The sequence below is a fragment of the Streptomyces sp. CNH189 genome (genome assembly GCF_000527195.1).
On sequence record NZ_AZUS01000007.1, the window covers coordinates 1 to 22,010 of the forward strand.

A 22,010-nucleotide genomic window follows, 5' to 3' on the forward strand; every position below is an offset into this window, starting at 1 on the left:
GGAGGGCGGGGGGTCCCAGGGGGCGCGCGGCGGTGTGACGGTGGCGTGGGGTGGTGCGGCGGGGGTGCGGGGAGGCGTCGCGGGGGCGCGCGGAGGGGTGTCCTCCGGCGCACGCGCCGGGGTCGGCCGGGGGGCCGGCACCGCCGGGGTGCCCGGGACGTCCCGGGGCGGAGGGGCCTCCGGAGGACGCGCGCGGTCGGGCGGCGCGTCCGGGTGCAGTGTGCCGGACGCCGACGCGAAACGATCGTCCAGGGAATCGGGCGCCGGTGCCGGGCCCGTGTCGTCGGAGGCGTCGTCGTAGAGCTGCCCCCACCAGTCGTCCTCGGGACCAGGACCGGCGGGCCTTCCCCCCTGCTGACTCATGCCCTCAATTGTCCACCGCACGGGCCGGATGAAAACGGGGCATCGGGAAAATCCCCACCCCGCTCCGCCAACCGGCACAAGCTCCCGTGTTCGCCCACGGGACAGGTGTGCGACCGAGGGCGACGGGGCACCGGCCCCGTCCTCGTTCTGCGCCGTCCCGCGCCCTCCTGCACCCTGGACAGATGGGAGCGTGGGACCTCCTGCTGGCCGGTTTGGTGCTCCTGCTCGGTCTGTGCGGAGTGCTGGTGCCAGGGGTGCCCGGGTCCTGGCTGGTGTGGGCCGCGGTCCTGTGGTGGGCGCTGAAGGACCCGCAGCCCGTCGCGTGGTGGGTGCTGGTGGGCGCGACCGTGGTGCTGTTCCTGGCCCAGGTGGTGCGCTGGGCGCTGCCGCCGCGCAAGCTGCGGGCGGGTGGCGCCGATGCCCGGGTGCTGTCCTACGCGGGTTGCGGCTCGTTCGCCGGGTTCGTCCTGCTGCCGGTGATCGGCGCGGTCCCGGGCTTCCTCGCCGGCGTCTACGTCCACGAGCGGCGCCGGCTGGGCCGCCGCGCCGAGGCGGTGGCGGCGGTGCGCACGGTGATGCGGTCGGGTGGCTGGAGCCTGCTGACGGAGCTGTTCACCTGCCAGCTGATCGCCGCCGCGTGGCTCGGCGCGGTCTTCTGGGGCTGAGCGGCGCCGACGGCGGGGTCAGGGGCGCGGCAGCACGCCCTCGTGGGTGAGCAGCCGTACCTTGCGCTCCAGGCCTCCCGCGTAGCCGGTGAGGGAGCCGTCGGCGCCGATCACCCGGTGGCAGGGGCGCAGGATCAGCAGCGGGTTCGCACCGATCGCCCCGCCGACGGCCCGTACGGCGGCCCGGGGCGCGCCGATCCGCGCGGCGATCTCGCCGTACGACACCGTGCCGCCGTACGGCACGTCGTCCAGGGCGGCCCACACCTTCTCCCGGAACGGGCTGCCGGCCGCGCGCAGCGGCAGGGAGAACTCCTTGAGGTCCCCGGCGAAGTACGCGGCGAGCTGCCGCTCCGCCTCCCGGAACGGCCCGGGGTCCCGCGTCCAGTCGTCCCGCGGCACGGGCGCCTTCTTCTGGCCGGGCACGGTGAGCGAGGTCAGTTCACCGGCCGGGGTGGCGGTGAGCTGCAGCGGCCCGACCGGGCTGTCCACCCGCGTCCAGTACGTGGTCGTGGTCATGGTTACTCCAACTCCCCTGCGACACGCAGGTGGTTCAGGGCGTACGAGCGCCAGGGGCGCCAGCTGTCGGGGGCGTCCGCGCCGGGCGGCGCCACGTCGGGGTCGCCGAGCGCACGGGTGCGGATCGCCGCGATCGTACGGTCGTCGAGGCCGGGGACGGCGGCGAGGGCGTCCCGGGCCTCCTCCCGGTCGGCGCCGGGCCCGAGCCGTACGGTGCCGTCGGCCAGGGCGGCGGTGAGCGCGCCCAGGGGGCCGTCCGGTTCGGCGCCGGCGAGGGCGGCGGCTTCGGGGAACAGATGGGTGAGGCCGCCGCAGGGCGCGTCGAGGCGCTTGCCGTAGCGGCGGACCAGCTCGGTGGCCGCCTCCCGCTCCACCAGCGCCCGCACCGCCACCTCGTCCGGGTCGGCGGCGCCCGGCGAGCGCAGCCCGGGGCGGGCCGCGACCAGCGGGGCGAGCCGGGGGTCGGCGCCGAGGCGGTCGTCGACGGCGTACGGGTCGGCGTCCAGGTCGAACAGCCGGCGCAGCCGCTGCACGGCGGTGGTCAGGTCACGGAGGTCGGTGAGGTGGACGCGGGCGTCGAGCCAGCCGCCGGGGCGGGCGCCGGTGCCGGTGTGCGGGCGCTCGTCGACGGCGGCGATGCCGGTGCCGTAGGGCAGGCGCAGGGTGCGCCGGTAGGTGCGGGCGCCCGGGGCGCCGGTCACCTCCTCGACGCCGGGGACGGCCTCCCGCTCCAGCAGGTCGAAGACGGGGCGCGCCTGGTAGGGGCCCCGGTGGGCGAGCCGCAGGGGCACGCCGGCGGTGGGGGTGCCGGGGCGGGGCCGGCCCCTGCGGGGCGCGGCGGCGCGCAGTCCGGTGGGCGTGGTGGCGTACACGGCCCGGACGGTGTCGTTGAACTGCCGCACGCTGGCGAAGCCGGCGGCGAAGGCGATCTCGGTGACCGGAAGGGCGGTGGTCTGCAGCAGGACGCGGGCGGCGTGGGCCCGCTGGGCCCGGGCCAGGGCGACCGGTCCGGCGCCCAGTTCCGCGGTGAGCTGCCGCTGCACCTGGCGGGCGCTGTAGCCGAGCCGCGCGGCGAGCCCGGCGACACCCTCCCGGTCGACGACGCCGTCGGCGATCAGCCGCATCGCGCGTCCCACGGCGTCGGCCCGTACGTTCCACTCGGCGGAGCCGGGGACGGCGTCGGGCCGGCAGCGCCGGCAGGCCCGGAAGCCCGCGCCCTGAGCGGCGGCCGCCGTGGGGAAGAACCGCACGTGGGGCCGCTTGGGGGTGACCGCGGGGCAGCTGGGGCGGCAGTAGATGCCGGTGGTCTCGACGGCGAAGAAGAACGCGCCGTCGAACCGGGCGTCCCGGCTGCGCACCGCCTCGTACCTGCTGTCCTCGTCCTTCATACGGTCCAGTGTCCTCCGGCGGGGGCGGCCCGGCTGGCGGGAATCGGACATGGAGCCCGGGGCGGAGTCGGGAGGGGGCGGCCTCGTGCGGCGCTTGACCCTGACACGGTGAGAAGGTCTTCACTTGCGGCCCAGGAGGTGCTCTTGATGACCATGCCGAAGGTGGAGACGATGTCGTCACGCGTGCGCGCGGGGCTGCGGCACGAGAGTGCGTCGGTGCGGCTGCGGTCGGCGCTGGCGGCCGGCTCGGACCCGGACCCGGAGTTCATGGAGACGCTGGTGGAGCGGTGCGCGGTGGAACCGGTGTTCCATGTGCGCGACATGCTCACCTGGGCGCTCACCCGGCATCCGGCGGCCCTGACGGTTCCCCGGGTGGTCGCCGAGCTGAGCTCGCCGTCCGCCCGGGCGCGGAGTCAGGCGCTGCACACGCTGTCCAAGATCGGGGATCGTGGCGTGTGGCCGGCGATCACCCGGTCGCTGCTGACCGACGCCGACGACGAAGTGGCGCGGACCGCCTGGCGGACCGCGGCGCTGCTGGTGCCGGAGGGCGAGGTGCGGGAGCTGGCGGAGGTGCTGGTGTCGCAGCTCGGGCGCGGCGGGAGGGAGACGCATCTCAGTCTCAGCCGGGCGCTGATCGCCCTCGGTGAGCCGGTCGCTCCGCTGCTGCGGGCTGCCGCGTCCGACCGGGACCCGGCGGTGCGGGGGCACGCGCTCGCCACTCAGCAGCTGTGGCGCGACCCCGACGCCGGGTTCGCGCACGCGGTGGAGGAGGCGAAGCGGGCTGTGTCGCTGGGCCCGGAGGGGCGGGAGGCGCTGGACGCAAACGGGGCGGAGGCCGGGGACGCGGACGCGGACGCGGACGGGCAGGAGTACCCGGGCGCAGGCGGGCCGGACGCCGTGGGCGCGGACAGGCAAAGGATGCCGGGCGCGGACGGGCTGGATGTTCCGGGCGCGGACAGGCAAGGAATGCCGGGCGCGGACGGGCCGGAGGTTCCGGGCGCGGAGGGGCCGGATGTTCCGGGCGCGGACGGGCAGGGGGCGTCCGGCGTGGGCGGGCCGGAGTGACGGGCGCGGGTCGGCAGGAGGAGTGAGCAGGGGTGTTGATCGGTGAGGTGGCGCGGCGGTCCGGGGTCAGTCCCCGGATGCTGCGGCACTACGAGTCGCTGGGCCTGGTGCGGCCGACGGGCCGCACCACGGCCGGGTACCGCGCGTACACGGAGGAGGACATCCGCCGGATCTTCCACGTGGAGAGCCTGCGGTCGCTGGGCCTGTCGCTGCGGGACGTGGGCCGTGCCCTGGACGACCCCGGCTTCACACCGTCCGGTCTCGTCGCGGACCTGGCCCGGCGGACACGCGAGCGCATCGCGCGGGAGACGGAGCTGCTGACCCGGCTGCGGCGGATCGACGCGGCGGAGCCCGCCGACTGGCAGGACGTCCTCCAGGTGGTCGCCCTGCTGCGGAACCTGCGGTCGGGGGACGCCGGCATGCGGCAGCGGGCGGCGCTGTCGTCGGTGGACGCGGCGCAGGTGCCGGTGGAGGCACTGGTGGAGGCGGTGCTGAGCGAGGCGGACCCGCATGTCGCCGGGGCGCTGCGGTGGGCGCTGGCGCAGGCGGGCGAGCGGGGGCCCGAGCTGCTGGCGGCCGGTCTGGAGTCGGCGTCGCCAGAGGTGCGCGGGCGGGCGGTGCGGTGCCTGGCGGAGATCCCGGGCGACCGGGCGACGGCGCTGCTGCGGGACACCCTCGGGGACGCGGACACGGCCGTACGCCGGACCGCCGCCCTGGAACTCGGGGCGCGGGGGGTGGCCGACGCGGTGCCGGAACTTCTCGGCATGGTGGTCGAGGAGGCGAACGACGTCGACGCGGCCGACGCGCTGGGCACGCTGGCGGGTGACGCGGCCGTGGCGGACCGTGTCGTCACGGCCCTGGCCGGCCGCCTCGCCGACGGCGCGCTGGACTCCTCCGCGCGCCGCCGGCTGACGCAGGCCCTGGCCGAGATCCCCGGCCGGGCGGCCTCGGAGACGCTGACGTCCCTGACCGGGGACCGGGACCGGACGGTGGCGCTGACGGCGACGTACATCCTGGAGCTGCGGGGCTCGGGCTGACCGTCCCGCCGGGGGCCCTCCTGGACACCCGGCGGCACGGCCACACCCCGCCACCCCCGCCGGCGGCCTACTTACCGGAGCCGGCCCCGCTTGGCCTCCATCGCCGCCTTGCCGATGGCGCCCTTGCGCTTCCAGTCCTTGCGGATCTCCGCGCGGAGCCGGGCGTCGGTCTTGGCGACGATGTACTGGTTCTCCCGGAGCAGCTTGCGGTAGCTGTCCAGGCGGCGCTGCGGCAGCTCGCCGGTCTCGATGGCGTCGAGGACGGCACAGCCGGGCTCGCTCTCGTGGGCGCAGTCGTGGAACCGGCAGTTCTCCGCGAGGTCCTGGATCTCGGAGAACACCTGCCCGACGCCGGTGCCGGCGTCCCACAGGCCGACGCCGCGCAGGCCGGGGGTGTCGATGAGGACTCCCCCGCCCGGCAGTGTCAGCAGGTTGCGGGTCGTGGTGGTGTGACGGCCCTTGCCGTCGACGTCCCGGGTGGCCTGGACGTCCATGACGTCCTCGCCGAGGAGGGCGTTGGCCAGGGTGGACTTGCCCGCGCCGGACTGCCCGAGCAGGACCGAGGTCCCGCCGGCCACGACCGCGGCGAGCACGTCGAGCCCTTCCCCGTCCCGTGCGCTGACGGGGAGGACGGGCACGCCCGGCGCGCTGGTCTCCACGTCCTGCACGAGGTGGGAGCGGGTCACCGCGTCCGGCACGAGGTCGGCCTTGGTGAGCACCACGACCGGCTGCGCCCCGGACTCCCACGCCAGCGCGAGGAACCGCTCGACGCGGGCGAGGTCGAGTTCCACGGCGAGGGAGACGGCGACGACCACGTGGTCGACGTTGGCGGCGAGGATCTGTCCCTCAGACCGCTTGGAGGAGGTGGACCGCACGAACGCCGTGCGGCGCGGCAGCAGCGTGCGTACGTAGCGGGGGCGGGCACCCTCGGGGTCGACGGCGGCCCAGTCGCCCGTGCAGACGACCTTCATGGGGTCGCGGGGGACGACGTACTCGGTGTCGGCGCGGATCACGCCGTCCGGGGTGGCCATGTCGCACAGCCCTCGGTCGACCCGGACCACCCGGCCCGGCACCAGCCCCTGCGCGGCGTACGGAGCGAACGCGGCCTCCCACTCCTCGTCCCAGCCGTAGGGAGCGAGCGAGTGCGACGAAGCCGGAAGAGAGGAGGAATTCAAGGGGGAACCCTTCGAAGGGCGGCCCCGGCAGCGCGCGTCACGGACGCGCGGGAAGAGGTGAGGTCAGCCGGAGGCCACGGAGGTGAACGAATCGAACGACTGAATGCGGGCAGCGCCCATCACAGAGACAGCCATCGGTCACACCTCCCACGAACCTCGTCACGAACGGCGCCCACGGGGCACCTTGCCGACACGGCACACACTAAGCGCCCGTACGACGCCCCGCCATCGATTTATCGGGCGCACCACCACGCGCCGGCGCCGGCCGAACGCTCGCACGCGCTCCTCGGCTTCCCGCCCATCACCGCGACGGCCGGCCCGAACCTCGCGTCGGTGCGTTCCCGCTGGTGAGCGACGTACTGTCGACTGCGTTGCGAGAGGGCGGTGCGACGGCGGCGCCGGATGATCCGTCCGCCCTTGCCGGACCGGCTCGTCCCGCACACGCGGGAGGCGATCGCCCACATCCGTGCCGGGCGCCCCTATGCGGCGATGGGGTGGGAGTGACCGCGCCGGACACTCGCGATCACTGAGCCCCTCAGGCGCCCGGGCCGCTTACACCACCGGGACCCGCGGCTGCTGCACGCCTTCCTCACCGAGCAGGTCGGCGGGCTGTCCGGTGTGCGGGCGGTGGAGACCGTGCCGACCCTGCGCAGGGTCAAGACGCTCACCGTCGGCTGACAGCAAGCGGTCACTCCCCGCTCGCCCCTCTCGCATCAGCCGCGGGCCACGGCCAGCAGGGCGAAGGCGCCGGCGATGACGGCCAGGCGGCCGTAGTGGTAGCGGGCCCAGCGGTCCTGCTGCTGCTTCCAGTCGGCCGGCCGGTTCTCGGGGGTCCAGGTCTTGACGCGGTCGTTGATCGGGACGAGCAGCAGGACCGACATGAGCACGCTGAGGATCAGCAGCGCGCCGGCGGTCACGACCAGGCCGGTGCCGTGGTCGTTCCATCCCGCGACGGCCCAGAGCGCGGCGAGGACGACCGAGCCGATGTACCAGAACGGCATCACGGCGCCGAGCATGCGCCCGCCGTGGGAGTGGGCGAGCTGGGTGCTGTCCTCGGGGAGCGCGTCGAAGATGCGGTTCATGACGAAGGCGACGGAGAACTCCACGCCGACCATCAGGCCGACGACGACGACGGTGACGACCTCGAGTGTGCTGAGCATGTGACCCTCCCGGGATCTAGCATTGCTAGCTGATGGGTCAACGCTAGACCTACTGCCGCTCGATTGTCTAGCGATGCTAGGGTTCAGTCATGTCGGTACAGGAACGCAAGCAGCGTGAGCGGGCGGAGCGGGAGCGCCTGATCGTCGCGACGGCGCGCGAACTCGCCGAGCAGCAGGGGTGGGACGCGGTCACCACCCGTCGGCTCGCCGAGCGCATCGAATACAGCCAGCCCGTGCTGTACAGCCACTTCCGCGGCAAGCGGGAGATCATCGGGGCCGTGGCCCTCGAGGGTGCCGCCGAGATGGCCGCGGAGCTGCGGGCCGCGGTCGTCCCGGCGGACGGACCGCGGGGGCGGGTCACCGCGCTGGCCCGGGCCTACCTCGATTTCGCCGAGCGGAATCCTGCTGTCTACGACGCGTTGTTCCGGCTCGACACCGGGTTGGCGTTCGCGGTCGAGGACACGCCGGAGCCGTTGAAGGACGCGTTCGCCGCGTTGCTGGAGACGTTGGCGGAGGTGGCGGGGGAGGATGTGCATCCGGGATTGTTCACGGAGGTGTTCTGGGCGTCCCTGCATGGGCTGGCCACGCTGACCCGGGCGGGGCGGTTGTTGCCGGGGGACGCGGAGCGGCGGGTCGACCTGCTGGTCGAGCGGCTTGCGGTGGTGTGAGCGGGGCGCGGGCGCTTGCGTCAGCGGGGGCGTTGGCGTGACCCGGGGGGCGTTGGCCCAGCCCGGCGCCGACGGGGCGCCGCCGCGCCCACCCGTGCCGCCCCAGGCGGCACGACTGCCCGCGAGGGGCGCCGGGGCCGTGGATGCCGGGCAGGGGCGCCGGGCATGCGGCCCGAAGGACGGGTCTCTTGTCGCATACTCGGCGCTGACCGGCAGAGTTACGCCGTCGTGGCTGCTGCCCCGGCGGCTTCGACTGCGGACTTGAAGTCGGGGTGGACCCCGATTTGGTCAAGCCACACGCTCATCGAGTTGTAGCAGTTGAACCTTTCGATCTTTCCGTCACGGAGGTACCAGAGGTCCGCCGCCGGCACGTCGATCCGGTTCCCGGTCGGTGGGATCTCGCCGGCCGGAGTCGGAAACCCTCCGAGATGCGTGCCCTGGATGCGCAACTCGACGGCGACGACATCACCGAACGCGTGCACCTCGAGCAGCTCACGGTGCACATCGGGGAACGAGCGGGCGAGGCCCGCGATCACCTGAGGAATCTGCTCTCCGCGGAAACTCTGCGAGGTCGACATGTCATTGAACGACCCGTCCTCGGCGAACAAGGCCAGGAAACCGTCACCGTCGAGAACGTCCCCTTCCGCGAGCCGGTAAGCCTCGCGAATGGTCTTTTCGTTACTTTCCATTCCTGTTCTCCTTCGGGTTCGCAACACGCTCACGGTCCGCGCCTGTCTTTGATTGGCCCGTCGCGACTGTCGTAACAGTAATCATTACGACAGGTTGTCGCAACTTGCACCGTTACGACTGCGCCGTCGTAACATGGAGCGTTGCGACCGGAGGAGGGATCATGAGCGCCAACAGCAGGCTGACCATCGCCGCCCATGCGCTGGCCTGGATCGGTCTCTACCAGCGCCAGGGCCACGGGGTCGCCACCTCCGAGAAGATCGCAGCCAGCGCGAACACCAACCCGGTGGTGATCAGGCGGCTGCTCGGCGAGCTGCGCAGGGCCGGGCTCGTGGAGTCCCGGCGGGGCGCGGGAGCGGGCTGGTCGCTGGCGCGCGAGCTGGAATCGATCACCCTGCTCGACGTGTACGAGGCAGTGGAACCCGGCCCCCTGTTCGCGATGCACCGCACCGCCCCGGACCAGGGATGCGTGGTGGGTCACGGCATCCAGCCGGCCATGCAGGGCGTCTACCAGGACATCGAGGAGACCCTGAGACACGAACTGGCCCGCGTCACTCTCGAGAAGGTACTCAGGGACGTACTCGCCGCACCTCGCCGGCCTCTCTGATCAGCACGAACCCGGCGTCGTCCGTGGGTAGTTCGTCATCGCGCAGCCCCGACACGATGACCAGATGGGTGCCGCCGTCGGCGTCGCTCTCTGCGGCGTCAGGCCGCCTCGCAGGTACGGCCGTTGAGTGTGAAGTCCGATGCCTGGACGTCCGTGCCCTGCCGGGTGGCGATGAAGCCGAAGACGAGCCGGCCGCCCGCCGCGACCCTCGCGTTGTAGCCGGCCGCGGCAGCGGTCACCCGCGTGCCGTCCTGGTGCGCCGTTGCGTCCCACATCTGGGTGACCCGCCGGCCGTCGGGAAGCGTGAAGCCGACCCGCCAGGAGTCCAGCGCGTGCCGGGTCGTCACGGTGACGGCCGCCTGGAAGCCGTCGGGCCACTGGTTGACCACGCCGTAGTCGACCAGGCAGGCGGACCGCCCGCCACTCCCCCCGGCACCCGGCTCGGCGGTGGCCGAGGCGGTGCCCTGGGGCTCCGGGTCGGGTTGCGGCGTCGGACCCGCCGTGCGGGAGGACGGCGGGGCGCTGCTGGGCCTCCGGCGCACTGCGGGAAGTTCCGGCGAGCCCGGGGTGGCGTCGCCGGACGGCGCCGTACCGACCGGGGGCAGCGACGGCGCGGGCGCGGCCACGGGACCGCCGCGGTCGGTTTCGGGGACGACGGTGGCGGGCTCGCCGCTCTCGCCGAACGGCATCAGCGAGACCGCGAGCGCGAGCAGCGAGACCAGGACGGCGGCGGCCATGGGCCCGTGCCGGGCGACCCGGGCGCGAGGTCGGCCGTCCGCGGGGTCGTCGCCGTCCAGGTCGGCCCGGCCCGGGTGGCCGGCCGCCAGCCGGGCCTCGGCGGCGCGGCGGCGGCGTTCCAGGTAGGCGAGGCCGCCCCAGCCGACGACCCCGCCGGCCAGCGCGCCGGGCAGGGTGCCGCCGTGCAGGCGCAGACAGGCGGCGGCCTCGGCGCACTGCCGGCAGGTGGCGAGGTGCCGGGAGAGGTCCTCGGGGGTCTCCGCGACGGGCGAGCGGGTGACGGCGTCGAGGAGCCGGGCGTAGCTGCGGCACTCGGCGTCCATCGGCGAGTCGAGGTGGTTGCGGTGGCAGCGGTCCCGGAACAGGCGGCCGACCTGGGCGAGTTCGTCGGCGGTGGTGGCGGGGTCGAGGCCCAGTCGGCGGGCCACCAGGGGCAGCGGCAGGGCCTCCGCCTCGGCCAGCCACAGCAGTTCGGCGTCCGCCTGCTGGAGGTCGCGCAGTCCGCGCAGGGCGACGGGGCGTTCGAGGGGCGGTCCGGTGTAGCGGGCGGCCTCGTCGGAGTGCAGCCACAGCCGCAGGTCGGGGTCGAGCTTGTGGCCCTGTCCGTCCCGCTCCCAGGCGGCCGCCGTGGTGCGCACCGCCGTCAGCAGCAGGGGGATCCGGGGCAGTCGGGAGGACCGGCGGCCGGTGCCCCGTACGCTTGCCGATTCGGCCGCCCGCAACTGCCGTATGCCCTGGGCGAATGCCTCGCGGGCCAGTTCCGCGGCGGCGGTGGATCCCGCCGTGCACAGGTCGGCGTAGGAGAGCACCGCGTCCCAGCATTCGGAGAACAGGTCGGCCTCGGTGGCGTCCTGAGGGCTCGGCAGGTCGGACATGAGACTCCTGCGTCCACGAGCGAGGTCAACTCGCCATACCGGCGGGTGGAGTTGAAGGGGAACCTCGCGGCAGTGGACGAGAGCTTTGCACGATCTCGACACAACTGACAAGCGCTGTCTTCACTTTGCGTGGCGGCGCCGCGACCCCTCGCAGGGACCATACGCAGGAAAGGCCGGAACGTCTCGATTCCGGCCTTTCCTGTTCCGCCCGGCTTGTCCGCCGGCCCTGTCGCACCTGGTCAGACCGCCTCGACGGGCGCCTGCGCGGGGAGGCTGTCCATGAAGGAGCTGACGGAGAACACCGCGCGGCCGGGTCCGGGCGGGCCGTACCCGGGGGGCGAGGACAGACCGAAGTCCTCCATGGTCTGGCGGTACGCCTGGAGCAGCCGGATGTGGTACTCCAGCGGCGCGCCCTGCGGGTTGGCCTTGCCGAGCGGGGTGGTCGGCTCCGGGCACCAGGTGGTGAAGCGCGGGGTGATGCCCTTCGACATGAAGAAGCGCAGGCCCTCGGTGGTGGACGCGATGGCCTCGTCGACCGTCTTGAAGCCGAACGGCTCGGCCATCTCGACACCGGCCACGAAGTTGGGGATCACGTTGCGCGCGCCGAAGATCTCCGCGGAGTCGAGGATGCGCCGGTGCCACTCGTCCCGGCCGACGTACCGCTCCTTGCCGGGGCAGTACATCTTGAACAGGTACTCGTCCCACACCTCGTAGTTGGGGTGGTAGATCTGCACGCCGTAGTCCTTGAAGCGCTGCACGTCGTCCTTGGGCAGCGCCTGGGCGACGACCTTGCCGATCCAGCGGCCGGGGAAGCGCTCCTCGATGGCCTTGGCGTAGTGGCCGTAGAAGTCGGCCTCGTCACGGCCGGAGACGGTCTTGGTGATCGCGCCGCCGGTCAGCGTGTAGGCGGTGGATGCCTTCGCCGTGTCGTACCGGTCGATGATCTCCAGGGCCTCGAGGACCTCCTCGACGTCCTTCACACCGGTGTAGGGCCGGCCGGCCGCCTTGTGCTGGCGCCAGTTGTGATTGATGTCGCAGTACTGGCACTCCTCCTTGGCGCCGAAGTACTGGCACACCCGGAAGACCGTCAGGTAGATCAGGTAGCCCCACTGGATGGTGGGGGCGACCTCCATCACCGACTTCCCGTTGGACAGCTTGTGCCGGTAGTACTCCGGCATCGGCGGCACGCCGACGTCGGCGATGCGCTTGCCGTCCAGGTACAGGCCGAGCATGCCGTGCTCGTCGGCGGCGACCCGGTAGGGGGACGTCGGGTTCACCCGGACGGACACGACCGTGCGGCGCAGGTCGTAGGGGCCGCCGGTGAGGATGATCTCCTCCGGCGGGCGGCGCAGCGCGGCCTCGCCCAGCTCCGGCAGCGTGCCGTGGTCGAAGGAGAAGATGAAGTACGACTTCGGTTTGACCTCGCCGCTCTCGTTGTCACTGAGCGCGGACGGGTCGAAGGCCACACCGCCGCGCAGCAGGTCCTCCTTGAAAACGGCCTCGCGCGGAACGTGCGGGAACCGCTCCATCAGATCCTCGACCAGCGCGGTACGGCTGCCCATCGCGTGTTCTCCTCCCGGTGCCGACGTACGACTCCTCACGGTATGCCCCCGCTCGGACGTCCGGGGCGCCGGGTCCCCCCACATGGAGCGTGCCACACCCGGGATAGGTTCCGGCGGGGGCCCCTTCCGGGGCCGGACCGGGAAGGACGAGGGATGACCGAGAGCGTGACCAACTGGGCGGGCAACATCACCTACGCCGCCAAGGAGCTGCACAGGCCTCGCACCGTCGAGGCGCTGTGTGCCCTGGTCGCGGACTCCTCCCGGGTGCGGGTACTGGGCAGCGGGCACTCCTTCAACGACATCGCCGAGCCGGGCGCGGACGGCGTGCTGCTGTCCCTCGCCGCGCTGCCCCCGGTGATCGAGGTGGACGCCGAGGCGCGCACGGTACGGGTCGGCGGCGGGGTGCGGTACGCGGAGCTGGCCCGGGAGGTGCACCGGCACGGGATGGCGCTGGCGAACATGGCGTCGCTCCCCCACATCTCGGTGGCCGGGTCGGTCGCCACCGGCACGCACGGCTCGGGCGTCGGCAACGGCCCGCTCGCGTCGTCCGTGCGGGCGGTGGAGCTGGTGACGGCGGACGGCTCGACGCCGACCCTGGAGCGCGGCGACGGGCGCTTCGGCGGCGCGGTCACCGCGCTGGGCGCGCTCGGCGTGGTCACCGCGCTCACCCTGGACCTGGAGCCGGCGTACGAGGTGGAGCAGCGGGTGTACACCGAGCTGCCGCTGGAGGTGCTGGACGCGGGCACGTTCGACGCGGTGATGTCGGCCGCGTACAGCGTGAGCCTGTTCACCGACTGGCGGGAGCCCGGTTTCCGGCAGGTGTGGGTGAAGCACCGTGCCGACCGGCCGCGGACGGACTTCCCGTGGGCGGCGCCCGCGACGGAGAAGATGCACCCGGTGCCGGGGATGCCCGGCGTGAACTGCACCGAGCAGTTCGGGGTGCCGGGCCCCTGGCACGACCGGCTGCCGCACTTCCGGGCGGAGTTCACCCCGAGCAGCGGGGCGGAGCTCCAGTCGGAGTACCTGCTGCCGCGGGAGACCGCCGTGGACGCGCTGCGTGCCCTGGACGGCGTCCGGGAGACGGTCGCGCCGGTGCTCCAGACCTGCGAGGTGCGCACGGTCGCCGCCGACGACCAGTGGATGAGCCCGTCCTACGGCCGGGACACGGTGGCCCTGCACTTCACCTGGATCGAGGACACGGCGACGGTCCTGCCGGTGGTGCGGCGGGTGGAGGAGGCGCTCGCACCGTTCTCGCCGCGCCCCCACTGGGGCAAGGTGTTCGCCACCCCGCCGGCCGACCTGCACGCCCGCTACCCGCGCCTCCACGACTTCCGTGCCCTGGTGCGTGGGCTGGACCCGGAGGGTGTGTTCGGGAACGCGTTCGTGCGGGGGGTGCTGGGCGACTGACCGGACGCGCGGGCGTGGGAGGCCCGAGAAGCTCCCACGCCCTCGCGCCGTCAGTGGTCGGCGCAGCAGGGCGTCGTGTCCCGGGCGCCCGCGTCCACGGTGAGCGCGTACGCCGTCACGACGGCAGCACCCACACGGGGTTCGAATAGAACCACAGGTCGAGCCAGGGGTCGGCGTCACCGATGACGTCCAGGGCGGGTCCCGCCGGGTCGGCCTTCGCGCCCATGGCGCCGACGGCGGACCGGTTGCCGTCGGTGCCGCGCAGCCGGACGTACAGCGGGCGGTCGACCGTGCCGAGGTCGTAGGTGAGCCGCACGCCGCCCACGGACTTCCCGATGTCGTACGACCGGACGACGGCCGCCGTCGGCGCGGTGAACGTGTCCTGGTCGGAGACCGGGCCGGTGACGTCGCCCTGGATGACGTCCACTCGGGCCAGTTCGGGCGTGAAACCGGCCCAGTTGGCGTCACCGGCGAGCGCCACGTCGGCGGTCAGCGTGACCTTCGTCCCCTTGCGGACGTGCAGGGCGCCGCCGAGGGTGGTCCAGCGCCCGCCGCCGGAGACGCGGACGTCGAGGCCGCTGATGAGCTGCCCGTGGTCGACCCAGATGCGGCCGGCGCGGATGCCGTCCATGACGGCGGCGTAGGAGAAGCCGTCGGCGCCGACATGGGTGCGGCTGTACTGGCCGGGCCAGTAGTCGACCGCCTGGGTGTCGATCTTCCCGGCGTACACCGGGTCGCCGTGCCGGCCGTCGGTGGCGAAGTCGCCGGGACCGCGGGCGGTGGTGTCGGCGTACACGTGGTGGGAGTCGGAGTTGGCGGTGATCCACCAGGGGCGGCCCTCGGCGAGAAGGCTGTCCCACAGGCCGCCGACGGTGGCGGTCATCCAGTCGAAGCCGCCCCAGGTGCGGTAGCTCTCCGGCGGGTAGCCGGGGAAGGAGTTCGCGCCGGGGCGGCCGTTGTAGTACCCGCGGGCGAGGCCCGGGCCGAGAGGGGCGGGCAGTCCGGCGGCCTGGTGGCCGGGGGCGCCCTCGAAGCCGACGGCGATCGGCCGGTCCGGGCCGGTGGCGTCGCGCCAGGCGCGGATCTCGTGCGGGGAGTCGACGCCCTTGCGGGAGGGGTGGTGGGCGAGCATCAGCGCGTCGTCCACCGTGCGGCGGCGCACCTGCTCGGCGAGGAACTGGAGGCCGGCGACGGCCAGGGCCTCGTTGGCGGGGGTGGAGTCGCCCGCGCCCTTCACGATGCCGTCGTAGTCGGTCTCGAACTGCTTGAGCACGGCGACCTCGTTGCGTCCGGGGTGGACGAACACGGTGCCGTGGTCGGCGGCCGGGACGTTCCACTCCAGGCCCTGGAAGACGAGGGTGTCCCGGTGGGCGGCGCGCGCCTGCCTGATGTCCGGGTTGACCTTCTCGACGCCGATCCTCGCGTGCGTCGCGCTGCCGTGGTCGGTGATGACCAGCCAGTCCAGGCCGTGCCGGGCGCCCTGGCGGACCTGGTCGACGACGCGGTACTTGCCGTCGCTGCTGTACTGGGTGTGTATGTGGTGGTCACCCGCGAGCCACAGGAAGTCTCTCCTGGGGCCTCTGCGGTCGCCTGGAGCGGGTAATGCCGCGGCCGCGCTGCCGGACAGCACGGTGCCCGCGGCAAGGCCCGCGCCCAGCAGGCCCGCCCGGCGCAGCACGGCGCGGCGGGACGCCTGTTCGGGATCCAGTGCCTCGTCGGGCACGGAGGTGTCGAAGGCGGCGGGCAGGGGCGCCGACGCGCCGGGCCCGTGGTCGTGGTGGTGATGATGGTGCGGTCCGTGTGCGTGCCCGTGCCCGTGCCCCAAGACTGCCTCCTCGTCTCCGACGCGCCGCAGTGGAGCATTCGGGCGGCGTGTGAACCACGGTCGTGCATGGCGTGACCGGCGCATGGCACCGACACGACGGCTGCGGGCCGTCGGGGGCCGGTCGCGCGGGTCCCCGCGCCCTTGAGAGGGCGCGGGGACCGCGCGAGCAACCACTACCCACCGGCAGGTGACCCGCAACCCGCCCGCGTCGGCTACATTCACCTGTCCGAAACCCGCCCGCCCGATCCCCGGAGGACCACATCCCCCGCGCCGGACTCACCGCCGACCGCCTCGTCGCGGCCGCCGCCGACCTCGCCGACGAGGCCGGCTACGAGAACGTCACCCTGTCCGCGCTGGCCCGTCGGTTCAACGTGAAGGACGCGAGCCTGTACGCACACGTCCGCGGGCTGCGGGACCTGCGCACCCGGATGGCGCTGCTGGCGGGCGGCGAGATGATCGAGGCCATCGCGGCGGCGGTGGACGGCCGCACCGGCAAGGAGGCGCTTGCCGCGTTCGCCGGCGCGTACCGGGACTACGCCCTCACCCACCCCGGACGGTACGCCGCCACCCAGATCCGTCTGGACGAGGCCACCGTGACGGACTCCCCCGCCTTGCGCCGCACCGCCGAGGTGACCTACGGCCTGCTGCGCGCCTACGGCCTGGAGGAACCCGATCTCACCGACGCCGTACGCCTGTTGCGCAGTTCCTTCCACGGCTACTGCGCGCTGGAGTCCTCCGGCGCGTTCGGCGCTCCGCGCGACCTGGAGGCGTCGTGGGACCGGATGATCGACGCCCTGCACCTGACGTTGCGGAACTGGCCCCGCAGAGCGGCGCCTTGACCTGCCGGATGCCTCAGCCGACGAGTTCCTGCACCTCCCGGTACGTCGGCACCGTGCCCTCCCCCGCCGCACGCCCTTCCCGCACCGCGACCACCGCGTCCAGCGCCGCGCCGAGGGCCCGTCGGTACAGCAGCGAGCCGAGGCTGACGCGCCGTACGCCGGCGTCGGCGAGGCGGGCGAGGGACGGACCGCCGGGCGCGTACAGGACGTTGAGCGGGCAACTGTCCAGGGCGCTTACCAGACCGGCGACGGCGTCAAGGTCGGTGAGACCGGGCACGAACACACCGTCCGCACCCGCGTCCCGGTAGGCCAGGACCCGGTCGAGGGCGCCCTCGCCGTCACCGAGCCAGTACGCGTCCGTCCGGGCGTTGACGAAGAGACCGGGCGCGGCGGCGCGTACGGCCTCGATCTTCGCCACGTGCCGGTCGACGGGCCCGAGCCCGTCCTCGAGGTTGATCCCGACCGCGCCGCGCGCCTGCAACTCCGCTGCGAAGACGCCTACTTCGCCGGGGTCGTCGCTGAAGCCGTCCTCCGCGTCCACGGACAGCGGGCAGGGCAGCGCGCCGAGGACACCGGTGAGGCGCAGGGTTTCCTCACGGGTGGCGCGGGTCCCGTCGGGCAGGCCGGCCGCCGCGGCGACGCCCAGGCTCGTGGTGCCGACGGCGGGGAAGCCGTGGGCGTGCAGGAGGAACGCGGAGGCGTAGTCCCAGGCGTTGGGCAGCAGCAGGGGGCGGTCGGCGTGGTGCAGCGCGGCGAAGGCGTCCGCGGGGCGGACGGGGATGTCGTCGGTCATGCGTCCACGCTAGGTGCCGGACGCTTCGGCACCCGCCGAACCGTCACGGGTCCGAGGGGGACGGGCACCTGGGACGCCCCGGTTCCGGTCGGAGCGCCCCAGGTGCTCACCTTCCGGGTTCCCTCCGACGCGGACCGTCACTCCCCTCACGCGGGGGCGAACACGTGCATCTCGTCGTCGTCGCCTTCCGGCTGCACCACGCCGTACGAGCCCTCCGGGACCTCGTTCCACGCTCCCTGCAGGTCACCGAGGGGTTCGGAGACGATGAGGCGGGCGTCGTCGGCGATGTCGCGCAGGAACTCCACGTCCGGGTGGAGGGCCTTCAGCGTCTCGACCCGGGTGCTGTAGAACAGCGAGCGCGACTGCTTCTGGCTGGAGTAGCGGAACGCCCACAGCCGCACCCCGTCGGTCACCGCGACCGTCATCTGCAGGGGGTACGTCACGCCGTGCGCGTGGCCGGTGCGTTCCACCAGGCCCGCCATGCGGGCGACGGCCCCCTTCGGGTCGTCCTCCAGGCCGAAGGTGAGCGCCAGGTAGAACATCATCTCGGAGTCCGTGGACCCCTCGACCGAGGGGAACAGGTCCGGGCGGACGGCCAGGGCGAGGTCACGCCGCAGCAAGGGGAATCCGTCGATCGCCCCGTTGTGCATCCACATCCAGCGGCCGTGGCGGAAGGGATGGCAGTTGGTCTGCTGCACCGCCGTACCGGTCGAGGCACGGATGTGGGCGAAGAACAGGGGTGAGGAGACGTGTCCGGCGATCTCCCGCAGGTTGCGGTCGCTCCAGGCCGGTCCGATGTCCCTGACCACGGCGGGACTGTCCTTGTCCGGTGTGTACCAGCCCACTCCGAAGCCGTCGCCGTTGGTGGTCTCGACGCCCATCCTGGCGTGCAGACTCTGGTCGATCAGGGAGTGGACCGGTCGGTAGAGGAGATTCTCGAGCAGGATGGGTGTGCCCGAATAGGCGAGCCATCGGCACATGTGCGGCGCCTTCCCGGTCGGGTCCGAACCGTGCGTGCCGTCCGGCCGGCGCGGGCCTGTTCACCCGCGGCGGCCGGCACGGCCGACGCTCCCACCGGGTACCCGGCGCGCCGCGCGCGACGCCTCCCGCGCGGCGGGTCGTCCGGCGTCAGGTACGGGAGCGGGGGGACACGCACAGCGCCCAGATGACGAACCCGGAGAAGGCGATCATCACGACCGACCAGACCGGGTAGTACGGCAGGGACAGGAAGTTGGCGATGACGACCAGCCCGGCGATCACCACGCCCGAGATGCGGGCCCACAGGGCTCCCCTGCCCAGTCCGAGGCCGACGAGCACCGCGAGCGCGCCGAGCACGAGATGGGTCCAGCCCCAGGCCGTCAGGTCGAACTTGAAGACGTAGTTCTGCGTCGTCACGAAGACGTCGTCCTCGGCGATGCCCATGATGCCGCGGAAGATGTCCAGCACCCCCACGAGCATCAGGGTGACGGCGGCGAAGACGGTCAGGCCGCCCGCCCACTCCCGCTTCGCCGACGGCGCGTGCGCGCCGTGTGTCGGATGTGTGGCTGTCATTGCGGTGCCTCGGTTTCTTGCCATGTCCGCGTCGCCGCGGGCGCTTTCCCCCTCGGTGCCGGCGGGAGGGCCCTCCCGGTCACGAGCGCGGCCCGTGGCCGCTCAGGACCAGTTCCTTGGCCCTGCGGAACTCGTCGTCCGAGATGTCCCCGCGCGCCTTGATCTCGGAGAGCCGGGCCAGTTCGTCCACGCTGCCCGTCCCTCCCGCGGCCCCCTTCGCCGTCTCGCGGATGTAGCTGTCGAGTGCCTCCTGCTGCGCGCGTGCCTGCGCCGTCTCCCGGCGCCCCATGTTCCTGCCGCGCGCGATCACGTAGACGAAGACACCCAGGAAGGGCAGGACGATGGTGAACACCAGCCAGCCGGTCTTGGCCCAGCCGCTCAGGGAGTCGTCACGGACGATGTCGACGACGACCCGGAAGAGCAGGATGAACCACATGATCCACAGGAAGAACACCACCATCGTCAGCAGCGCGCCGAGCAGCGGATAGTCGTACGCGAGATACGTCATGCCGGTCATCTCCTCTTCCGGGTCGCGGGCCCGTCGTGCCCGCCCCTGGGCCCGCGATCGCGTGCCGAGCCCAGCGTGTGCCGCGGAGCCGCCCGGCCGCCTCACCCGGGGCGGGTGATCCGCCCCGGGCGCGGGAGCGGTGGAATGGTCGGCGAGGAGCCGTGGTCCGTGCTCGCAGGCAGGAGACAGCGATGGCCCTACCGGACGCGTTCAGCGCCTCCGTCCCCCCGGCCGAGCGGGCCTCCCACGGCAGGCGGGCGCGCGGTCGCGTGCCCCGCTCCGCCCACGCCGCGTTCACCCCGGCCCCCGGCCGGCCGGACCCCGTGGGCGTGCTGGAGCGGCAGTCCGTGACCCGGCTCCCCGAGCTGGTGCCGGTGCGCTACGGCCGGATGCTCGAATCGCCCTTCCGGTTCTACCGGGGTGCCGCCGCGATCATGGCGGCGGACCTCGGGCAACTCCCGGACACGGGCCTGACCGTGCAGCTGTGCGGCGACGCCCACCTGCTCAACTTCCGGCTGCTGGCCTCCCCCGAACGGCACCTCGTCTTCGACATCAACGACTTCGACGAGACCCACACGGGTCCGTTCGAATGGGACGTCAAGCGGCTCGCGGCCAGCTTCGCCATCTCCGGGCGGGCCAACGGCTTCACGGTCGCCGAGCAGAGCGGCGCGGTGCGCGCCTGTGTCGCGGCGTACCGGCGTCGTATGCGGGAGTTCGCCGGGATGCGCACGCTGGACATCTGGTACGCGCAGGACGACACCGACCGGCTGCGGGAGCTGATGTCCTCGTCGGTGGACGCGGAGGTCCGGCGCCGTACCGCCGAGGCGACGGAGCGCGCCCGGACCCGCACCCACCTGCAGGCCTACGCGAAACTCACCCGTCCCACGGCGGAGGGGCGGCGCATCATGGCCGACCCGCCGCTGATCACGCCCCTGGGTGACCTGCTGGACGGGGCGTCCGCCGAGGAGAGGGGCCTGCGCGCGGTCCTGGACGGCTACGCGCGGTCGCTGGCGTCGGACCGCAGGCACCTGCTCGGCCGCTACCGCCTGGTCGACGTGGCCCGCAAGGTGGTGGGCGTCGGCAGCGTCGGCACCCGCTGCTGGATCGTGCTGCTGCTCGGCCGGGACGACGACGATCCGCTGCTGCTGCAGGCCAAGGAGGCGCAGGAGTCGGTGCTCGCGCCGTTCACCGGCGGCGAGGAGCCGGACAACCAGGGCCGCCGGGTGGTGGAGGGGCAGCGGCTGATCCAGACGACGAGCGACATCCTGCTGGGCTGGACGCACGCCCTCGGCCTCGACGGCAGGCCCCGCGACTTCTACGTACGGCAGCTGCGCGACTGGAAGGGCATCGCCCGCCCGGACACCATGGACCCGGGGATGCTGGCCCTGTTCGCGCAGTTGTGCGGGGCCAGTCTGGCGCGGGCCCACGCGCGGTCCGGCGACCCCGTCGCCATCAGCGCCTACCTGGGCCGGGCCGACCGCTTCGACCGGGCGCTCGCCGCGTTCGCGCAGGACTACGCCGACCGCAACGAGCGGGACTTCGCGGCGCTGGGCGAGGCCGTACGGACCGGGCGGGTGCGGGCGGAGGGCTGCCCCTGACGCGGTGGGCACGGTGACGCGCTGACTCGGACGACGCGGTGACGCCCGTGCGTCTGCACCGTGACGCCCGTGCGTCTGCCGGGGCTTCGGGGGCTCGGGGGCTCACTCAGGGACTCGGGGCTCACTCGGGTACCTGGCGCAGTTCCAGGATGCGAAGGCCGAGGGACTGGCAGCGGGCCAGCAGCCCGTACAGGTGCGCCTCGTCGACGACGGGCCCGAACAGCAGGGTCTGGCCGGACAGCGTGACGTGGTCGAGCTCAGGGAACACCTCGATCAGCGGTTGCGAGAGATGCCCGTCGACGCGGATTTCGTAGTGCATGAGCCGCTCCCCGGTGGTGCCTGGACGAGGCGGACCACGCCCACACCCTCCGATCGTCCGGCCCGGGACGCCGAAGCGGTTCACCCCGTACAGGTGAGAGTGTGCGACCGGGGAGCGGTCAGTGTTTCAGCCACAGCTTGCTCAGCAGGATGGCCAGCCCCAGGACGAGGTTCACCAGGGCCGACAGGACCAGCATCCGCCGGGTCGCTCCCGCCTGCCGGGCCGCGGCCACCGACCAGCCCACCTGTCCCGCCACGGCGACGGCCAGCGCGAACCACTGCCCGCCCTGCACGCCGAGCCCGAGCACAGGGCTGACGCCCACGGCGATCGCCGGCGGCAGGGCGGCCTTGACGATCGTCCACTCCTCCCGGCACACCCGCAGGACGGCGGCACGGTCCGGTGGGCGCTGCGCCAGCCGCGCACCGAACAGGTGCGCGTGCACATGGGCGATCCAGAACACCCCGCCGGTGAGCAACAGCAGCAGCATCAGCTCGATCCGCGGGAAGTCGCCGAGCGTGCCGGCACCGACGATCACGGACGCGGCGAGCATCGAGCCGTAGACACCGCCGGTGTAGTCGGCGTGCGTCCGGCGCACCGCGGGGTCCCCGACGGTCGCTCCCGAGCCCTGGCCGGTGGGCGGCACGGGGTCCGCGTCGCCGGGCCG

At 73.4% G+C, this 22,010-nt stretch carries 21 protein-coding genes and 2 pseudogenes; 8 read left to right on the forward strand and 15 right to left on the reverse strand.

Annotated elements, in window-relative coordinates; genetic code table 11:
- Nucleotides 1-363, reverse strand: a pseudogene (locus tag B100_RS37575) (protein phosphatase 2C domain-containing protein); the annotation flags it as partial.
- Nucleotides 364-545: 182 nt separating this feature from the next.
- Here B100_RS37575 and B100_RS0111520 point away from each other — a divergent pair.
- On the forward strand, nt 546-1,028 hold the full coding sequence (locus tag B100_RS0111520; RefSeq protein ID WP_024884586.1) for a DUF456 domain-containing protein: 483 nt from the start codon (nt 546-548) through the stop codon (nt 1,026-1,028).
- Nucleotides 1,029-1,046: 18 nt separating this feature from the next.
- On the opposite strand, the gene B100_RS0111525 is transcribed toward B100_RS0111520, so the two are convergent.
- Together B100_RS0111525 and B100_RS0111530 are read right to left on the reverse strand one after the other, a co-directional pair.
- A complete protein-coding gene (locus B100_RS0111525) occupies nt 1,047-1,544 on the reverse strand; it encodes a methylated-DNA--[protein]-cysteine S-methyltransferase (protein WP_024884587.1) in 498 nt (165 codons plus the stop codon).
- A gap of 2 nt (nt 1,545-1,546) precedes the next feature.
- Nucleotides 1,547-2,932: an AlkA N-terminal domain-containing protein gene (locus tag B100_RS0111530; RefSeq protein WP_024884588.1), complete on the reverse strand. Its 1,386-nt coding sequence runs from the start codon at nt 2,930-2,932 to the stop codon at nt 1,547-1,549.
- 147 nt (nt 2,933-3,079) lie between these two features.
- Between B100_RS0111530 and B100_RS33870 the strand changes: the two are divergent.
- A pseudogene (locus B100_RS33870) lies at nt 3,080-3,742 on the forward strand (HEAT repeat domain-containing protein); the annotation flags it as partial.
- 287 nt (nt 3,743-4,029) lie between these two features.
- Nucleotides 4,030-5,034 carry a MerR family transcriptional regulator gene (locus B100_RS0111540; protein ID WP_024884590.1) on the forward strand — a complete coding sequence of 335 codons (1,005 nt, stop codon included), beginning with the start codon at nt 4,030-4,032 and terminating at the stop codon, nt 5,032-5,034.
- Nucleotides 5,035-5,105: 71 nt separating this feature from the next.
- Here the strand turns inward: B100_RS0111540 and rsgA are convergent, their stop codons facing one another.
- Together rsgA and B100_RS0111550 are read right to left on the reverse strand one after the other, a co-directional pair.
- Nucleotides 5,106-6,107: a ribosome small subunit-dependent GTPase A gene (gene rsgA / locus B100_RS0111545; RefSeq protein ID WP_486585632.1), complete on the reverse strand. Its 1,002-nt coding sequence runs from the start codon at nt 6,105-6,107 to the stop codon at nt 5,106-5,108.
- Between the two features lie 815 nt (nt 6,108-6,922).
- Entirely contained in the window at nt 6,923-7,369 is a 447-nt protein-coding gene (locus B100_RS0111550) for an anthrone oxygenase family protein (protein WP_024884592.1), read from the reverse strand.
- 89 nt (nt 7,370-7,458) lie between these two features.
- Here B100_RS0111550 and B100_RS0111555 point away from each other — a divergent pair, with 89 nt between their 5' ends.
- Nucleotides 7,459-8,037 (forward strand): TetR/AcrR family transcriptional regulator, encoded by a 579-nt coding sequence (locus B100_RS0111555; protein ID WP_024884593.1) that lies wholly within the window; start codon nt 7,459-7,461, stop codon nt 8,035-8,037.
- Nucleotides 8,038-8,255: 218 nt separating this feature from the next.
- Here B100_RS0111555 and B100_RS0111560 read toward each other — a convergent pair whose 3' ends face one another.
- Nucleotides 8,256-8,726, reverse strand: a complete 471-nt coding sequence (locus tag B100_RS0111560; protein WP_024884594.1) for a nuclear transport factor 2 family protein — start codon at nt 8,724-8,726, stop codon at nt 8,256-8,258.
- A 161-nt stretch (nt 8,727-8,887) separates the two neighbouring features.
- Between B100_RS0111560 and B100_RS0111565 the strand changes: the two genes are divergently transcribed.
- Nucleotides 8,888-9,331: an Rrf2 family transcriptional regulator gene (locus B100_RS0111565; protein WP_024884595.1), complete on the forward strand. Its 444-nt coding sequence runs from the start codon at nt 8,888-8,890 to the stop codon at nt 9,329-9,331.
- A gap of 98 nt (nt 9,332-9,429) precedes the next feature.
- Here the strand turns inward: B100_RS0111565 and B100_RS0111570 are convergent, their stop codons facing one another.
- Nucleotides 9,430-10,944 carry a cellulose binding domain-containing protein gene (locus B100_RS0111570; protein WP_024884596.1) on the reverse strand — a complete coding sequence of 505 codons (1,515 nt, stop codon included), beginning with the start codon at nt 10,942-10,944 and terminating at the stop codon, nt 9,430-9,432.
- 239 nt (nt 10,945-11,183) lie between these two features.
- Nucleotides 11,184-12,506, reverse strand: coding sequence for a radical SAM protein (locus B100_RS0111575; protein ID WP_024884597.1), 1,323 nt, complete (start codon nt 12,504-12,506; stop codon nt 11,184-11,186).
- Between the two features lie 153 nt (nt 12,507-12,659).
- On the opposite strand from B100_RS0111575, the gene B100_RS0111580 reads away from it, so the two are divergent.
- Nucleotides 12,660-13,913 (forward strand): FAD-binding protein, encoded by a 1,254-nt coding sequence (locus B100_RS0111580; protein WP_024884598.1) that lies wholly within the window; start codon nt 12,660-12,662, stop codon nt 13,911-13,913.
- 115 nt (nt 13,914-14,028) lie between these two features.
- Here B100_RS0111580 and B100_RS0111585 read toward each other — a convergent pair whose 3' ends face one another.
- Nucleotides 14,029-15,738, reverse strand: coding sequence for a PHP domain-containing protein (locus tag B100_RS0111585; protein WP_024884599.1), 1,710 nt, complete (start codon nt 15,736-15,738; stop codon nt 14,029-14,031).
- Nucleotides 15,739-15,998: 260 nt separating this feature from the next.
- On the opposite strand from B100_RS0111585, the gene B100_RS0111590 reads away from it, so the two are divergent.
- Entirely contained in the window at nt 15,999-16,577 is a 579-nt protein-coding gene (locus B100_RS0111590; protein ID WP_024884600.1) for a TetR-like C-terminal domain-containing protein, read from the forward strand.
- A 13-nt stretch (nt 16,578-16,590) separates the two neighbouring features.
- On the opposite strand, the gene B100_RS0111595 is transcribed toward B100_RS0111590, so the two are convergent.
- The 4 genes from B100_RS0111595 to B100_RS0111610 form a co-directional block, all read right to left on the reverse strand.
- Nucleotides 16,591-17,370 (reverse strand): isocitrate lyase/PEP mutase family protein, encoded by a 780-nt coding sequence (locus B100_RS0111595; protein WP_024884601.1) that lies wholly within the window; start codon nt 17,368-17,370, stop codon nt 16,591-16,593.
- 146 nt (nt 17,371-17,516) lie between these two features.
- Nucleotides 17,517-18,350 carry a class II glutamine amidotransferase gene (locus tag B100_RS0111600; protein ID WP_024884602.1) on the reverse strand — a complete coding sequence of 278 codons (834 nt, stop codon included), beginning with the start codon at nt 18,348-18,350 and terminating at the stop codon, nt 17,517-17,519.
- 148 nt (nt 18,351-18,498) lie between these two features.
- On the reverse strand, nt 18,499-18,921 hold the full coding sequence (locus tag B100_RS0111605) for a DUF7144 family membrane protein (protein ID WP_024884603.1): 423 nt from the start codon (nt 18,919-18,921) through the stop codon (nt 18,499-18,501).
- A 79-nt stretch (nt 18,922-19,000) separates the two neighbouring features.
- Nucleotides 19,001-19,438 carry an SHOCT domain-containing protein gene (locus B100_RS0111610; protein ID WP_024884604.1) on the reverse strand — a complete coding sequence of 146 codons (438 nt, stop codon included), beginning with the start codon at nt 19,436-19,438 and terminating at the stop codon, nt 19,001-19,003.
- 182 nt (nt 19,439-19,620) lie between these two features.
- Between B100_RS0111610 and B100_RS0111615 the strand changes: the two genes are divergently transcribed.
- Nucleotides 19,621-21,027: a DUF2252 domain-containing protein gene (locus tag B100_RS0111615; RefSeq protein WP_024884605.1), complete on the forward strand. Its 1,407-nt coding sequence runs from the start codon at nt 19,621-19,623 to the stop codon at nt 21,025-21,027.
- A 121-nt stretch (nt 21,028-21,148) separates the two neighbouring features.
- Here the strand turns inward: B100_RS0111615 and B100_RS0111620 are convergent, their stop codons facing one another.
- Entirely contained in the window at nt 21,149-21,346 is a 198-nt protein-coding gene (locus B100_RS0111620) for a hypothetical protein (RefSeq protein ID WP_024884606.1), read from the reverse strand.
- Nucleotides 21,347-21,464: 118 nt separating this feature from the next.
- Nucleotides 21,465-21,989, reverse strand: a complete 525-nt coding sequence (locus B100_RS0111625) for a hypothetical protein (RefSeq protein ID WP_037722645.1) — start codon at nt 21,987-21,989, stop codon at nt 21,465-21,467.
- Nucleotides 21,990-22,010: the final 21 nt, after the last annotated feature.